This is a genomic window from Saccharothrix lopnurensis (assembly GCF_042658445.1).
Classification (GTDB): domain Bacteria; phylum Actinomycetota; class Actinomycetes; order Mycobacteriales; family Pseudonocardiaceae; genus Actinosynnema; species Actinosynnema lopnurensis.
Map to the genome: position 1 here is coordinate 145,621 of NZ_JBHSQO010000004.1, position 13,776 is coordinate 159,396.

At 73.0% G+C, this 13,776-nt stretch carries 16 protein-coding genes; 9 read left to right on the top strand and 7 right to left on the bottom strand.

Annotation, left to right across the window (positions count from 1 at the left end; genetic code table 11):
* The first annotated feature begins 205 nt into the window (after positions 1–205).
* The gene (gene pdxS, locus ACFP3R_RS05895; RefSeq protein ID WP_380633583.1) at positions 206–1,114 is read left to right on the top strand and encodes a pyridoxal 5'-phosphate synthase lyase subunit PdxS; all 909 of its coding nucleotides are present in this window, start codon (positions 206–208) and stop codon (positions 1,112–1,114) included.
* A 45-nt stretch (positions 1,115–1,159) separates the two neighbouring features.
* Here the strand turns inward: pdxS and ACFP3R_RS05900 are convergent, their stop codons facing one another.
* The 3 genes from ACFP3R_RS05900 to ACFP3R_RS05910 form a co-directional block, all read right to left on the bottom strand.
* Positions 1,160–1,564 (bottom strand): type II toxin-antitoxin system VapC family toxin, encoded by a 405-nt coding sequence (locus ACFP3R_RS05900; protein ID WP_380633585.1) that lies wholly within the window; start codon positions 1,562–1,564, stop codon positions 1,160–1,162.
* Entirely contained in the window at positions 1,561–1,806 is a 246-nt protein-coding gene (locus tag ACFP3R_RS05905) for a hypothetical protein (protein ID WP_380633587.1), read from the bottom strand. The genes ACFP3R_RS05900 and ACFP3R_RS05905 overlap by 4 nt, the downstream gene beginning before the upstream one ends.
* A 116-nt stretch (positions 1,807–1,922) precedes the next feature.
* Positions 1,923–2,480, bottom strand: coding sequence for a helix-turn-helix domain-containing protein (locus tag ACFP3R_RS05910; RefSeq protein WP_380633588.1), 558 nt, complete (start codon positions 2,478–2,480; stop codon positions 1,923–1,925).
* 57 nt (positions 2,481–2,537) lie between these two features.
* Between ACFP3R_RS05910 and ACFP3R_RS05915 the strand changes: the two genes are divergently transcribed.
* The gene (locus ACFP3R_RS05915; protein WP_380633589.1) at positions 2,538–3,218 is read left to right on the top strand and encodes an AzlC family ABC transporter permease; all 681 of its coding nucleotides are present in this window, start codon (positions 2,538–2,540) and stop codon (positions 3,216–3,218) included.
* A complete protein-coding gene (locus tag ACFP3R_RS05920; protein WP_380633590.1) occupies positions 3,215–3,523 on the top strand; it encodes an AzlD domain-containing protein in 309 nt (102 codons plus the stop codon). The genes ACFP3R_RS05915 and ACFP3R_RS05920 overlap by 4 nt, the downstream gene beginning before the upstream one ends.
* A gap of 33 nt (positions 3,524–3,556) precedes the next feature.
* Here ACFP3R_RS05920 and ACFP3R_RS05925 read toward each other — a convergent pair whose 3' ends face one another.
* Positions 3,557–4,330: an ArsR/SmtB family transcription factor gene (locus ACFP3R_RS05925; protein WP_380633591.1), complete on the bottom strand. Its 774-nt coding sequence runs from the start codon at positions 4,328–4,330 to the stop codon at positions 3,557–3,559.
* Positions 4,331–4,632: 302 nt separating this feature from the next.
* Between ACFP3R_RS05925 and ACFP3R_RS05930 the strand changes: the two genes are divergently transcribed.
* A complete protein-coding gene (locus tag ACFP3R_RS05930) occupies positions 4,633–5,142 on the top strand; it encodes a hypothetical protein (protein WP_380633593.1) in 510 nt (169 codons plus the stop codon).
* Between the two features lie 404 nt (positions 5,143–5,546).
* On the opposite strand, the gene ACFP3R_RS05935 is transcribed toward ACFP3R_RS05930, so the two are convergent.
* The 3 genes from ACFP3R_RS05935 to ACFP3R_RS05945 form a co-directional block, all read right to left on the bottom strand.
* On the bottom strand, positions 5,547–5,939 hold the full coding sequence (locus ACFP3R_RS05935) for a DUF6292 family protein (protein WP_380633594.1): 393 nt from the start codon (positions 5,937–5,939) through the stop codon (positions 5,547–5,549).
* A 9-nt stretch (positions 5,940–5,948) separates the two neighbouring features.
* On the bottom strand, positions 5,949–7,808 hold the full coding sequence (locus ACFP3R_RS05940) for an acyl-CoA dehydrogenase family protein (RefSeq protein ID WP_465269982.1): 1,860 nt from the start codon (positions 7,806–7,808) through the stop codon (positions 5,949–5,951).
* Positions 7,809–7,878: 70 nt separating this feature from the next.
* On the bottom strand, positions 7,879–8,337 hold the full coding sequence (locus ACFP3R_RS05945; RefSeq protein ID WP_465269981.1) for an Lrp/AsnC family transcriptional regulator: 459 nt from the start codon (positions 8,335–8,337) through the stop codon (positions 7,879–7,881).
* A 74-nt stretch (positions 8,338–8,411) separates the two neighbouring features.
* Between ACFP3R_RS05945 and ACFP3R_RS05950 the strand changes: the two genes are divergently transcribed.
* The 5 genes from ACFP3R_RS05950 (at position 8,412) to ACFP3R_RS05970 (ending at position 13,650) form a co-directional block, all read left to right on the top strand.
* Positions 8,412–9,635: a trans-sulfuration enzyme family protein gene (locus tag ACFP3R_RS05950; RefSeq protein WP_380633598.1), complete on the top strand. Its 1,224-nt coding sequence runs from the start codon at positions 8,412–8,414 to the stop codon at positions 9,633–9,635.
* A gap of 192 nt (positions 9,636–9,827) precedes the next feature.
* Positions 9,828–10,433, top strand: coding sequence for a pyridoxal 5'-phosphate synthase glutaminase subunit PdxT (pdxT, locus tag ACFP3R_RS05955; protein ID WP_380633599.1), 606 nt, complete (start codon positions 9,828–9,830; stop codon positions 10,431–10,433).
* Between the two features lie 18 nt (positions 10,434–10,451).
* A complete protein-coding gene (locus ACFP3R_RS05960; protein ID WP_380633601.1) occupies positions 10,452–11,201 on the top strand; it encodes a YebC/PmpR family DNA-binding transcriptional regulator in 750 nt (249 codons plus the stop codon).
* A 93-nt stretch (positions 11,202–11,294) separates the two neighbouring features.
* Positions 11,295–11,801 (top strand): DUF4262 domain-containing protein, encoded by a 507-nt coding sequence (locus ACFP3R_RS05965; RefSeq protein WP_380633603.1) that lies wholly within the window; start codon positions 11,295–11,297, stop codon positions 11,799–11,801.
* A gap of 373 nt (positions 11,802–12,174) precedes the next feature.
* On the top strand, positions 12,175–13,650 hold the full coding sequence (locus ACFP3R_RS05970; RefSeq protein ID WP_380633604.1) for a peptide MFS transporter: 1,476 nt from the start codon (positions 12,175–12,177) through the stop codon (positions 13,648–13,650).
* Positions 13,651–13,776 lie beyond the last annotated feature (126 nt).

Genomic DNA, 13,776 nt, shown 5'->3' on the forward strand with positions numbered 1-13,776 from the left:
CGGACAACCCCAAGTGGTCACACCCAACCCGGCAGGAGGAATCCGGTCGATTCGGTCCGTTGGGACGTGGCGTACGCCACCACCTGCGCGGGAACACGAAGTGGCCTGCCGAGAACGGGTCGGATTGGCCTGCTTCGGCGGTCCACGTGCGCCTTACGATGGGTGACGTCCAGTTCTGGGCACTCGTCCTCACGAAAGGTTGGTCGTGACCACTTCACCCGACGCCGGCACGCAGGTCACCGGCACTTCCCGCGTCAAGCGGGGCATGGCGGAGATGCTCAAGGGCGGCGTGATCATGGACGTGGTCACCCCGGAGCAGGCCAAGATCGCCGAGGACGCGGGCGCCGTGGCCGTCATGGCGCTGGAGCGGGTGCCCGCCGACATCCGCGCGCAGGGCGGCGTGTCCCGGATGAGCGACCCGGACATGGTCGAGGGCATCATCGCCGCGGTGTCGATCCCGGTGATGGCCAAGGCGCGGATCGGCCACTTCGTCGAGGCGCAGGTGCTCCAGGCGCTCGGCGTGGACTACGTCGACGAGTCCGAGGTGCTCACCCCGGCCGACTTCGCCAACCACATCGACAAGTGGCAGTTCACCGTGCCCTTCGTGTGCGGCGCGACGAACCTGGGCGAGGCGCTGCGGCGGATCACCGAGGGCGCGGCGATGATCCGGTCGAAGGGCGAGGCCGGCACCGGCGACGTGTCCAACGCGACCACGCACATGCGCAAGATCCGCGCGGAGATCAAGCGGTTGCAGAACCTGCCCGCCGACGAGCTGTACGTCGCGGCGAAGGAGTTGCAGGCGCCCTACGAGCTGGTGCGCGAGGTCGCGGAGGCGGGCAAGCTGCCGGTCGTGCTGTTCACCGCGGGCGGCATCGCCACCCCGGCCGACGCGGCGATGATGATGCAGCTGGGCGCGGAGGGCGTGTTCGTCGGGTCGGGCATCTTCAAGTCCGGGAACCCGGCGCAGCGGGCCGAGGCGATCGTGAAGGCGACCACCTTCCACGACGACCCGGACGTGATCGCCAAGGTGTCGCGCGGGCTGGGTGAGGCGATGGTCGGCATCAACGTCGAGGAGATCCCGCAGCCGCACCGGTTGGCCGAGCGGGGCTGGTAGGGGTTTCGCGGTGGCCCGCCGGGGGTTCGGCGGGCCACCGGCGTCTCAGGAGACCGGGTAGACCTCGATGTCGGCATTGTGGCCGTTGGCGCCCGCAAGCCGTTTGTCGCAGGTGATGAGCGGGACCCCGAGCTGCTCGGCCAAGGCCACGTAGAAGGCGTCGAACGCCGACACGGCGTGGCGGATCTCCCAGGCCCTCTGCGAGAGGGCGCGGTGGGTGAAACGGGTGATCGGCGCTTCGTGCACCCGCTGCATGATCCCGGTGGCCTGAGGCTCGGTCAGGACCGCGTTCAGGTGCAGGCGGCGGATGACCTTGAACGCCTCCGCGTCGATCAGTTCGGGCGCCGCGGCGGTTCCGGTGAACAGCCGGTTCTCCAGCCGGCGGTTGGGTTTGGGGTTGACGAAGAACTCGATCAGTGCCGAGTTGTCCACGACGGCGGTGAAGTTCACTCGTCCTCTTCCCGGACTTCGCGCACCACGCGCTGGAGCGCCTCGCCGTCGATCTTCCAGGGGCGGGGCCAGCTCCGCTGGTGGACCTCGGCCATGTCCGGCCGCGTGGCCACCTCGGCGAACACGTTGCGCAGGTAGGCGCTCAGCGAGATGCCCTGGGCGTTCGCCCTGTCCTGGAGCGTGTCCACGATCTCGGCAGGCACATCGCGGACGTGGACCGGCTTGACCTCGCGCTCGACCATGTCATCGAGTATAGGTTCGATGGTTGCAGTTTGCATGCAAGATCAATCGACCATCACACCGTACGGCTGAACCGCTCGAACGGGTGTGCCAAGCCCCACCCGGGACCGCCTGTCCCCTAGACGTGCTCCGAGACCAGCACGACGGTGGTCCCCGGCTCCAGCGCCTGGGCCGTGTGCGGCAGGTCCCCCGGGTACATCAGGTAGTCGCCCGGTCCCAGCTCCACCGGCTCCTCCCGCGGCCCCGCCAGCACCCGCCCCGCCCCGACGACCACGTGCTCCACGGTCCCCGCCATGTGCGGCTCGGACTCGCGGGCCGCGCCGGGCTCCAGGTGCAGCACGTAGATGTCGCGGCGCGCCCCCGGCGGGCAGGACGCCAGCAGGGTGGCGGTGTAGTGCGCCTTCTCCGAGTAGATGGCCGGTCCCTCGCCCGCGCGGATCACCCTGACGCGCGGCGCGGGCGGGTCCACCAGGCGGGCGAACGGCACGCCCAGTGCCACGCCGAGCGCCCACAGCGTCTCCACGCTGGGGTTGCCGTTCGCGGCCTCCAGCTGCGACAGGGTCGACTTCGCGATGCCGGCCCGCTTGGCGAGTTCGCTGAGGGACAGGCCCACGCGCTCGCGCTCCCGCCGCAGGGAGGCGGCGATGACCTCCAGCGGCGCGCCTGTGTTCGACATAACGGTCCCATCGTTCGGCTTGACGAACACCACCCCTGGTGTTCATCGTAGAAGACGATGCGTTCGACATGGCGAACCCCGGACCCCCCGCTGCTGCGCGACGTCGCCGCGGTGGCGGCCGGCGCGGCGGTCAGCGGCGCCTCCTTCGGGGCGATCTCCACCTCGGCGGGCCTGGAGTGGTGGGTCCCGGTGGTGATGTCGCTGCTGGTCTTCGCGGGCGGCTCGCAGTTCATGGCCGTCGGTGTGGTGGCGGCGGGTGGCGGGCCCGTGGCGGCCGTGCTCGCCGGGCTCGTGCTCAACGCCCGCCACCTGCCCTTCGGGCTCGCGGTCGGGCACGTGCTCGGCGACCGGTTGTCGCACAAGCTGCTGGGCAGCCACCTGCTGATCGACGAGTCGACCGCGTTCGCGCTGGCGAACCGGCACGACCCGGAGAGGGCCCGCGCCGCGTTCTGGGCCTGCGGCGCCGCGCTGTTCGGCGCGTGGAACGCGGCGGTGCTGGTGGGGGCGTTCGTGGGGCGGACCATCGGTGACCCGGACGCGTTCGGGCTGGACGCGGCGTTCCCCGCGGCCCTGCTCGCGCTGCTGCTGCCCGCGTTCGAGGACCGCGTCACGCGGAACGCGGCGCTGCTGGGCGCGGCCGTCGCGCTGGCCGCGACCCCGGTGCTGCCCCCGGGCGTGCCGGTGCTGCTCGCCCTGGTCGGCCTGCTGGCCGCGGCGCGGCGGGAGGTGGGGGCGTGACCCTCACCGCCGTCCTGGTGCTGGCCGCGGGCACCTACGCGTTCCGGGTGGCCGGGCCGCTGCTGCGCGGTCGCCTCCGGCTGTCCGACCGGGTCCGGGAACTGATGTCGACCGCGGCGACGGTGATGCTGTTCGCGCTGGTGGCGACGTCGACGCTGACCGAGGGGCGGGGGTTCGCGGGGCTCGCCCTGCCGGCCGGTGTGCTGGTGGGGGCGGTCGCCGCGTGGCGTCGGGCGCCGTTCGTGGTGGTGGTCGTGCCGGCCGCCGCGAGCACGGCGCTGCTGCGGCCGGCCGGGGTGGATTGATCGGCCGCCCGCCGGCCGGGACCCGGCGCGCGGTCAGCCCCGGGCGAGGAGGCGCAGCCCCAGCGGGGTGATGGCGTGGACGGCGTGGTTGGCGACGCGGCGGGTGGTGATGAGGCCGGCCTCGCGCAGCACGGTGGTGTGGTGGCTGACGGTGGCGGGGCTGATGTGGTTGGTCCTGGCCAGGTGGGTGCTGGTGCCGTGGTCGAGGACCGAGCGCAGGATCGCGGCCCTGGTCGGTCCCAGCAGCGCTTTCAGGGAGTCGCCCGCTCCGGCTCCGGCGGCCGTCAGCCGCGCCTCGGGCGTGACCGGGAAGACCAGGACCGGCTGCGCGCGCGGACGGGCCACGACGACGGGGCGGGTCGGCCAGAAGCAGCAGGGCACGAGCAGCAACCCGCGCCCCTCCAGGCGCAGGTCCCGCTCGACGTGGTGGTCCACGGCCAGCACCGGGGGCGCCCAGGTCATCGTGGGGCCGAACCCGGTCAGCAGCCCCTCGGTGCCCCGGCTCAGGTGCGCTTGCGCGCGGGTGGTCGCCTCCAGCCGGACCGCCGCGCCGATCACCTCCTCGTACGGTTCGACGGCGTGCCTGGAATAGAGGGCCTGCTCGTCCGGAACCGGTACGGGGAGGTCGGGAAAACGGATCAACCGGGTCGCCACCGCGATCAGCGCGTGCACCGCGGCGCGCAATTCGCGGTCCCTCGCCACCTGCTCGCGCAAGTCGCAGCGCCACCTCTCGAAGAAAACGCCGCCCCCGCCGTGCCGGAGGACCTGCACGCTGCCGATCACCTCCCACACCGGATCGAAATCCATCCTCATCCTGGTGCGGCTGATGTCGACATCGCTGAAATGAACGCGCAACTGCGGCACGTCTCCCCCCGAGATCGCGACCGACCGACCTCCACCGGAGGCCGGAGCAACCACATGATGCCGCCAGAGCACGTGTGAGCAGCCGGAACACCGCAAGATCGACCGCTTGGCGTACCCCGCGGCGATGTCGTCGAGCCGTCGGTCGAACAACGGTGGCTCTGATCAGAGCAGCACCGCGCGCTGCTTCGAACGAACCTCAGGGACCGCGCGAGTTCCCTCCGGTTGAGGCCCCGGACGTCGGTTTCATGCCTCAGCAACTGAACCACGGGCACACCCGTTCCGGCGGCCACGCGCCGCCGGAACGGCGTCCCCCGTTCCTCGTGCCGGCGCTCGCCGTCGTGCTGGTCGCACTCCTGTCCGGCTCGGCGGCGCACGTCGCGGCCCCCGAGCGGACCCGCGTGGTCCCGCCCTTCCACCGCATGATGTACCTGCCCGACGAGCAGGACCGGCGGATCGCGCGGGCGAAGGACGCGCTCGTCGTCGACTGCACGGCCGCGCGCGGTCTGAGCTACACCCCGGACGTCGTGGACGTCACCGAGGACGAGGCGCTCGCCGCGCTGCGGCCGTTCGGGCTGGAATCGCCGGAGGTCACCGAGGCGGAACCACTGCCCCCCCGAGCCCGTCCACGACGAGCACTACGTGCGCGCCTTGTTCGGGGACCCGGACCGGCGCATGGTGGCGCGCGGCGAACGGCTGGAGATGTCGTGGCCCGCGACCGGCTGCCAGGCCGACGCGGAACACCGCCTGCTCGGTGACCGGCGGCAGCGGGCGTCGGAGCTGCGGCTGCGGCTCTACGACGGCGAGCGGGACACCAGGGAGCAGCTCGACCGGGACCCCGCCTTCACCGCCGTCACCGAGAGGTGGCGCGGCTGCGTGGAACGCCTCGGGTTCGCCGCCGCCGACCCGGGCGACCTGCTGAGCGGGCTCCCCGGCGGAGCCGATCCGGCAACCGCCCCCGCGGCACGGGCGGACCTGCGGTGCAAGCGGGAGACCGGGTACCTCGACCTCGCCTACGCGCGCCTGGCCGTCCTCCAGCAACGGTGGCTGGACGCCCACCGCGAGCTGGTGGACGAGTGGCTGGCGCTCAGGCAGCGGCAGGACACCGCGGCGCGGGAGGTGCTCGGCCCCGGCGGACCGGTCCCGGCGGACCGACCGGCCGCTACCCCTGCTCGATGTAGTCGCGCAGCCGCCGCGCCAGCAGGCCCCGGTCGTCCGCCACGGTCAGCTCCGGCCGCCCCGGCTTGCCCGCCCGCACGTCCGCCACGAACCGGGCCACCTCCGCCGGCTCGGGCACCAGGGGCGGACCGAGGTGGGCGAGCGTCACCGCCCGCTCACCGGGATCGGTCTCCACCTCCACCGACCAGCCGTGCTCGCCGCTCCACACCAGCATCAGGTCGCGGTCCGGCCCCTCGGCCAGCGCGAGGTAGGCGGTGGTGGTGTCGGAGACCTCGAACTCCGTGCCCTCGGGCGGCACGCCGATCTCCTCGGCCACGGCCCGCACGTACCCGGCCAGGCCGGAGGCCAGACCACCCGCTTCGTCCTCGGGCCACATGTCCACCCCTCACATCGCGATCGGCGAGGCCAGCCAGGTCTCGGGGATGCCGAAGGCGTCCACCAGGGTCCGCGCGTGCGGCCGCAGCTGCCCGCACAGCTCGTTCACCGCCTGCGTCACCGCCTTGGACCGCTGGGGCGTCAGCCTGCCGTGCTCCAGGAACCACGCCCGGTCGGCCTCGACGACGCTGAGCGCGTACAGGTCGCACACCCGCCCCAGCAGCTCCGTCGCCGCCGGATCGGTGCCGCGACCCAGCGCGGCCACGAACGCCTCCAGCACCACCCGGTCCACGTGGACGCGCGCCGCGTGCAGCACGTGGTCCTGCGCGGCGTTGAACACCTCGAACGCGTCGTCCGCCGACGCCCGCCGCAGCCGCCGCGCCAGGCCCTCCAGCACGTGCCGCTCGCGGTCCTCGAACTGCCGCAGCTGCCAGCCCCGGTCCAGCAGCGCGTCCGAGCTGCCCGACACGAGCCGGTCGATGAGCGCCCGCGCGGCCGTGCGCTCGATCACCACGTTGACCGCCTGGTCGGCCACGAACCGGATCACGCCCCACGGGTCCAGGTCGCCCACGTGGTCGCGGTAGCTGGTCAGCAGCCCCTTGGCGACGAGCTGGAGCAGCACCGTGTTGTCGCCCTCGAACGTGGTGAACACGTCCGTGTCGGCCTTCAGCGCCGGCAGCAGGTTCTCCGCCAGGTACCCGGCGCCGCCGCACGCCTCGCGGCACTCCTGGATCGTGCGCGTCGCGTGCCCGGTGGCCACCGCCTTCAGCCCGGCGGCGCGCGACTCCAGCTCCCGCCGACCCCGGTCGTCGGACACGTCGTGCAGCGCCGACACCAGCTCCTCCTGCGCGAAGTGCAGCGCGTAGGTCTGCGCCAGCGCGGGCAGCAGCCGCCGCTGGTGGGCCAGGTAGTCCAGCACCACGACCTCCTCACCGCTCCCCGGCCGCGGGAACTGCCGCCGCCGCTCGCCGTAGCGGACCGCGAGGGTCAGGGCCTTCTTCGTCGCGCTGCCCGCGCCGCCCGCCACGCTGATCCTCCCGCGCACCAGCGTGCCCAGCATGGTGAAGAACCGGCGGCCCCGACCCTCTACCGGGCTGGAGTAGGTGCCGTCGGGGGCGACGTCGCCGTACCGGTTGAGCAGCGCCGAGCGCGGCACCCGCACCCGGTCGAAGGTCAGCCGCCCGTTGTCGACGCCGTTCAGGCCCGCCTTGGGCCCGCAGTCCTCGATGGTCACACCGGGCGCCGGGCGGCCCTCCCCGTCCCGGATCGGCACCACCAGGGCGTGCACGCCGTGCTCCTCGCCGCCGGTGACCAGCTGCGCGAACACCACGGCCAACCGCCCGTCGCGGGCCGCGTTGCCGATGTAGTCCTTGCGCGCGCCCTCGTCGGGCGTGTGCACGACGAACTCCCGGGCCTCCGGGTCGTAGGTGGCGGTGGTGCGCAGGTGCTGCACGTCCGACCCGTGGCCGGTCTCGGTCATGGCGAAGCAGCCGGGCAGCTCCATGCTCATGATCCCGGGCAGGTACCGCGCGTGGTGCTCCTCGGTGCCCAGCGCCTGCACCGCGCCGCCGAACAGGCCCCACTGCACGCCCGCCTTGACCATCAGCGACAGGTCGCCGAACCCGAGCACCTCGAAGGCCACCACCGAGCCGCCCACGTCGCCGTGCCCGCCGTGCTCGGTCGGGAACCCGATCAGCGGGTGGCCGCCCTCGGCCAGCACGCGCATCTGCTCCAGCACCCACGCGCGGTGCTCCTCGCGGGGCAGGTCGCGCACCGGCGCGACCTTGCCCAGCAGGTCCAGCGAGTCGCGCCGCGACCCGGCCCACCTGCCGTCGAGCAGCTCCCGCAGCGCCTCGGTCAGCTCCACCACCACGAACCCCCGTTCCACCGCCTGGGAAAAGGGGGTACCCGCCGGTAGCCCTCGCGACGAGTGGAATGGGTCACCCGGTCGGGGGGATCGTGTGCTTGCGCACGTGCTGGAACAGCAGGTTGGTCTGCACCTCGCTGACCTCGCGCCGCGTGGTGAACCGGTCCAGCACGAGCCGTTGCAGGTGGGCCGTGTCGGCGACCGCCACGTGCACCAGGAAGTCCTCCGGGCCCGCCACGTGCGACAGCGCCAGCACCTCGGGCAGCGACAGCGCGTACTCCATGAACGGCCCCACGATCGCCCTGGTGTGCGGCCGGACGCGGATCGCGATGACCGCCTGCACCGGCCGCCCGACGGCCGCCAGGTCCACCTCCGCGTGGTAGCCGGTGATCACGCCGCGCTCGCGCAGCGACCGGTGCCGCACCACGCACGTGGAGGGCGCCACGCTCACCCGTTGCGCCAGGTCCTTGTTGGGCAGCCGCGCGTCCTTCTGGAGTTCCCGCACGATGGCCGCGTCCACCGAATCCAGCACGGCGATTCCCCTCGTTGTCCGAACCAGGTGCGGAAGTCTGCCCGCTTCACCGACGAGAAGTCCACGATCCGTCCATGACGCGGTTGCGAACGACGGCGGTGCACGGTGGGCGCGAGGACCTCGCCGACCTGGGTGTGCACGCCCTGCCCCTCGACCTGTCCACCACCTACCCGGTGCCCGACCAGGCCGCCGGCGGCCGTGCGCTCCAGGACCTGGCGGAGGGCGCGGCGCGGGCCGAATCCCCGGTCTACGCGCGGCTGCACAACCCGACCGTCGCCCGGTTCGAGCAGGCGCTGGCCGCGCTGGAGGGCACGGCCGCGGCGGTCGCGTTCGGCAGTGGCATGGCCGCGGTGACCGCCGTGGTGCAGGCGGCGTGCGTGCTGGCCGGCAAGCCGCACGTGGTGGCCGTGCGCCCGCTCTACGGCGGCACCGACCACCTGCTGTCCAGCGGCCTGCTCGGCGTGCGCACCACGTACGCGACCGCCGACCGGGTCGCCGACGCGATCACCCCGGACACCGGCCTGGTCGTGGTCGAGACGCCCGCCAACCCCAACCTCGACCTGCTCGACGTCGCCGCCGTGGTGGCGCGGGCCGGGACGGTGCCGGTGGTCGTGGACAACACCTTCGCCACGCCCGTGCTCCAGAACCCGGCCGCGCTCGGCGCGGCCTACGTGCTGCACTCGGCCACCAAGTACCTCGGCGGCCACGGGGACGTGCTCGGCGGCGTGGTGGCCTGCGCCGAGGAGCGTGCGGCGGAGCTGCGCCGAATCCGGATCGTCACCGGCGCGGTGCTGCACCCCCTGGGCGGCTACCTGCTGCACCGCGGCCTGGCCACGCTGCCGCTGCGCGTGGAGGCGGCCCAGCGCACGGCCGTCGAGCTGGCCCGGCGGCTGGCCGGGCACCCCGGCGTCGGCCTCGTGCGTCACCCGTCCCTGCCCGGCGGCGACCCGGCCGGCCTGGTCGGCACGCAGATGGGAGGGCCAGGCGCGGTGCTGGCGTTCACCACCCGGGAGGACCCGGCGGCCGTGGTCGCGCGGCTCGGGCTCATCACACCCGCGGTCAGCCTCGGGTCGGTCGACACCCTGGTCGAGCACCCGGCCGCGCTGACCCACCGGCTGGTGCCCGGGGCGGAGCGCGAGGCGTCGGGCGTGCCGGGCGACCTGCTGCGGCTCAGCGCGGGGCTGGAGGACGTCGAGGACCTGTGGGCGGACCTGGACCGGGCGCTGTCGGGTGCCTGTGAGCGCCATTACATCAAGCCTTCCTCAAGCGGGGAGAGGGCACTGGTCCAGACCGGATAGCGTTTTCACCGCCACGGCGGGCCACAAGCCCCGGATTCGCGGGGTCGCGCTCCACCACGACCCCGCCGCCGCGACGCAGTCGCGGCCACGGATGCGGCCGCGGGAAGACCGACCGGGGCGGGCGGGTGCCACGAGCACGCGTCCCTCCCGGTCACCTACCCTGGGGTGAGCCGATCGAGGAGGAACCCCGCCGTGTCCGTCATCGGTGTCCTCGCCCTCCAGGGCGACGTCCGCGAGCACCTGGTCGCGCTGGCCGAGGCCGACGCCCTGGCCCGGCCGATCCGCAGGCCCGAGGAGCTGGCCGAGGTCGACGGCGTGGTGCTGCCCGGTGGCGAGTCGACCACCATCAGCCGCCTGCTCGCCACGTTCGACCTGCTGGAGCCGCTGCGCGCCCGGATCAAGGAGGGGATGCCCGCCTACGGCTCGTGCGCGGGCATGATCCTGCTCGCGGACCGCGTCCTCGACGGGCGGCCCGACCAGCACCAGCTCGGCGGCCTCGACATCGTGGTGCGGCGCAACGCCTTCGGCCGGCAGGTGGACTCCTTCGAGGCCGAGCTCGACTTCACCGACGTGGGCGAGGTCCACGCCGTGTTCATCCGCGCGCCGTGGGTCGAGGCCGCGGGCGACGACGTGGAGGTGCTCGCCAGGGTCCCCGAATCCGAGGACGCGGGGGAGGCCGCCGGTAGGATCGTCGCGGTTCGGCAGGGGCACGTGCTCGCCACCTCGTTCCACCCGGAACTGACCGGCGACGGGCGCGTGCACCGCCTATTCGTGGACATGGTCCGTTCCGCGGGCTGAGGGACAGACGGAGGAGACATGAGCGGCCACTCCAAGTGGGCGACCACCAAGCACAAGAAGGCCGCCATCGACGCCAAGCGCGGCAAGCTGTTCGCGCGCCTGATCAAGAACATCGAGGTCGCGGCCCGCACCGGCGGCGGTGACCCGGACGGCAACCCCACGCTCTACGACGCCATCCAGAAGGCCCGCAAGAACTCGGTGCCGCTGGACAACATCGAGCGCGCCCGCAAGCGCGGCGGCGGTGAGGAGGCGGGCGGCGCCGACTGGCAGACCATCATGTACGAGGGCTACGGCCCCAACGGCGTGGCGGTGCTGATCGAGTGCCTGACCGACAACCGCAACCGGGCCGCGTCCGAGGTCCGCACCGCGATGACCCGCAACGGCGGCTCGATGGCCGACCCCGGCTCGGTGTCCTACATGTTCGGCCGCAAGGGCGTGGTGATCGTGCCCAAGGGCGGGCTGAGCGAGGACGACGTGCTCATGGCCGTGCTCGACGCGGGCGCCGAGGAGGTCAACGACCTGGGCGAGAGCTACGAGGTGGTCTCCGAGGCCGGTGACCTGGTGGCCGTGCGCAAGGCCCTCCAGGACGCCGGGTACGACTACGAGTCGGCCGAGGCGAACTTCCTGCCGTCGGTGTCGGTGCAGCTGGAGGCCGAGGGCGCGCGGAAGATCTTCAAGCTGATCGACGCGCTGGAGGACTGCGACGACGTGCAGAACGTCTTCGCGAACTTCGACGTGTCCGACGAGGTCATGGCCGAGGTCGGCTGACCCCGGGCGGTCCGGACCGCGACCCCGCGCCGCCGGCCGGCGCGGGGTCGTCGTCTTACGCGGGGGTGACGGCCGCGGCGGGACAATGACCCGGTGTCGACCCCCACCCCCCAGGACCTGAGGCTGCGCGACTGGCTGCTGGAGCAGGCCGAGCTGCACGGGCACGCGGTGGTCACCGTGCCCGAGGACGACGAGGGCGCCGGGTACGCGTTCTCGGTCGGCGCGTGGCGCCGGTTCGGCGTGGCCGAGGCCGTGGTCATCGGCCTGCCCCCGGAGCAGGCGCAGGTGCTCATCCGGGCCTACGTCGACCGGGCGCGCCGGGGCGAGCGGTTCCTGCCGGGCAGGCTGTACCCCGACTTCTTCGCGGGCGTGCCGGTCACCTTCGAGCGGGTGTTCAAAGGCTTCTACCCGGAGTTCTTCGGCAGCGCGTTCCTGCTGTACGGCAAGGGCGACTTCGCGGCCGTGCAGATCATCGTGCCCACCGCCCAGGGCCGCTTCCCCTGGCACCACGACGCGCCCATGGGCTTCGGCGACTGGCAGCTGCTGCTGACCGAGAGCGGCCGGCCCGAGAGCTGGGAGCCGGGCGTCAACGGTCCCTGATCCCCCCAGGGGGTTGTCAGGCGGGTGTTGTCAACCCGGGACGACCGACCACGGACAACGTCCGGCGCGGTACCACTGTGGGGTGCGCCGGAGGTCGTGGTGGTTCGGGGGCCGGCGCACCGCCGCAAGGGGGAGGCGCGTGCCGTCCCGTTCGGGTCCGGGGGGAGCCGGGCGGGGCGGTGCGCGTGGACCGGGCTCGGTCGCGGGGGCCCCGCCCGCGGTCGGGGATGGGCCGCGGGAGGGGCCTGCCGACAGGTCCCTCCCGCGGTGTGCCCCGGGCCACCCGGCCGTACGTCGATTTCCTCCCGTACCCCCGTTCGGCGTAGTTTTGCCGAACGTCGATGGTGGCACGGTTGACACCAGGAGGACTCCAGTGAGCGCCACGAGCGCCGTCCCCACCCCGCAGCGGGGCTTCTTCGGTCACCCCCGGGGACTGTCCACGCTGTTCTTCACCGAGCTGTGGGAACGCTTCTCCTACTACGGGATGAAGGCGATCCTCGCCTACTACCTGTACCGCTCCACGGCCGAGGGCGCGCTCGGGCTCGACAGGAGCTTCGCGCTGTCGCTGGTCGCCATCTACGGCGCCTCGGTCTACATGTCCGGCGTGGCGGGCGGCTGGCTCGCCGACCGGGTGCTGGGCGGGCAGCGGGCGGTGTTCCACGGCGGCCTGCTGATCATGTTCGGGCACATCGCGCTGGCGCTGCCGATCGGCCTGGCCGGCGTCTACACCGGCCTGGTGCTGATCGTGCTCGGCACCGGCCTGCTCAAGCCGAACATCTCCACCGTCGTCGGCGGCCTCTACGACCGGCAGGACCCGCGGCGCGACTCGGGCTTCACGATCTTCTACATGGGCATCAACCTCGGCGGCTTCCTGGCCCCGCTGGTGTGCGGCTTCCTGGGCGAGGAGTACGACTGGCACCTCGGCTTCGGCGCGGCGGCGGTCGGCATGGCGCTGGGCCTGGTCGTGTACCGGATCGGGGTGCGCGGCCTGGGCGACTCGGCCGCCACGCCGCCGAACCCGCTGCCCGCCGGGGAGCGCGGCCGGGTGCTGGGCCGGATCACGGCCGCGGTGGTGGGCGCGGTCCTGGTGGTCGGGCTGCTGGTGGTGACCGGCGTGCTCGGCGCGGAGGGCGTGATCAACCTGATCAGCCTGCTGTCGGTGCTGCTGCCGATCGGCTACTTCGCGGTGATGATCCGCAGCCCGCGCACCACGCCGGTGGAGCGGTCCCGGGTGATCGCCTACATCCCGCTGTTCATCGCGGCGGCCATGTTCTGGCTGCTGTTCGAGCAGAGCGCGACGGTGATCGCGGCGTTCGCGGACACGCGCGTGGACAACTCGTTCCTGGGCCTGTCGTTCCCGCCCTCGTTCGTCCAGTCGATCAACCCGGTGATGATCATCGCGATCGCGCCGCTGTTCGCCCTGCTGTGGGTGAGGCTGGGCAACCGGCAGCCCGTGACGCCGCGGAAGTTCGGCTTCTCGCTGCTGCTGGTGGGGCTGTCCTTCCTGCTGCTGATGGTGGCCGGCCAGGGCGACCCGGCGGTCCGGGTCGGCTTCCTGTGGCTGATCGTGATCTACCTGGTGATGACCTGCGGCGAGCTGATGCTGTCGCCGGTGGGGCTGTCGGTGACGACCAAGCTCGCGCCGCGCGCGTTCGCCTCGCAGACCATGGGCCTGTGGTTCCTCGCCGCGGCGGCCGGGCAGGGCGTGGGCGCGATCGTGGTGCGCTCCTACAGCGACGAGAACGCGGTGACCTACTTCGGCGTGCTCGGCGGGTTGGCGATCGCGCTGGGCGTGGCGCTGGTCCTGGGCGCGAAGTCCATCCACGGCCTGATGCGGGGCGTGGACTAGCACCGACTAGCACCGACCGGCACCGACCAGAGCCACGGCTGGTGCCGACCGGGTTCCGCGACCGGCGCCTGGGAAGTGCCGCCGCGTCGCCGGGCGGGTGTCGGAGGCGACCGGCGCCGACCAGTT

Coding starts and splice junctions, on each gene's coding strand:
- ACFP3R_RS05905 (WP_380633587.1), bottom strand. CDS start 1,806: ATGGTCGAGCGCGAGGTCAAGCCGGTCCACGTCCGCGATGTGCCTGCC.
- ACFP3R_RS05910 (WP_380633588.1), bottom strand. CDS start 2,480: ATGTCGAACACAGGCGCGCCGCTGGAGGTCATCGCCGCCTCCCTGCGG.
- ACFP3R_RS05915 (WP_380633589.1), top strand. CDS start 2,538: ATGCGTTCGACATGGCGAACCCCGGACCCCCCGCTGCTGCGCGACGTC.
- ACFP3R_RS05925 (WP_380633591.1), bottom strand. CDS start 4,330: ATGGATTTCGATCCGGTGTGGGAGGTGATCGGCAGCGTGCAGGTCCTC.
- ACFP3R_RS05930 (WP_380633593.1), top strand. CDS start 4,633: ATGCCTCAGCAACTGAACCACGGGCACACCCGTTCCGGCGGCCACGCG.
- ACFP3R_RS05935 (WP_380633594.1), bottom strand. CDS start 5,939: ATGTGGCCCGAGGACGAAGCGGGTGGTCTGGCCTCCGGCCTGGCCGGG.
- ACFP3R_RS05950 (WP_380633598.1), top strand. CDS start 8,412: ATGACGCGGTTGCGAACGACGGCGGTGCACGGTGGGCGCGAGGACCTC.
- ACFP3R_RS05960 (WP_380633601.1), top strand. CDS start 10,452: ATGAGCGGCCACTCCAAGTGGGCGACCACCAAGCACAAGAAGGCCGCC.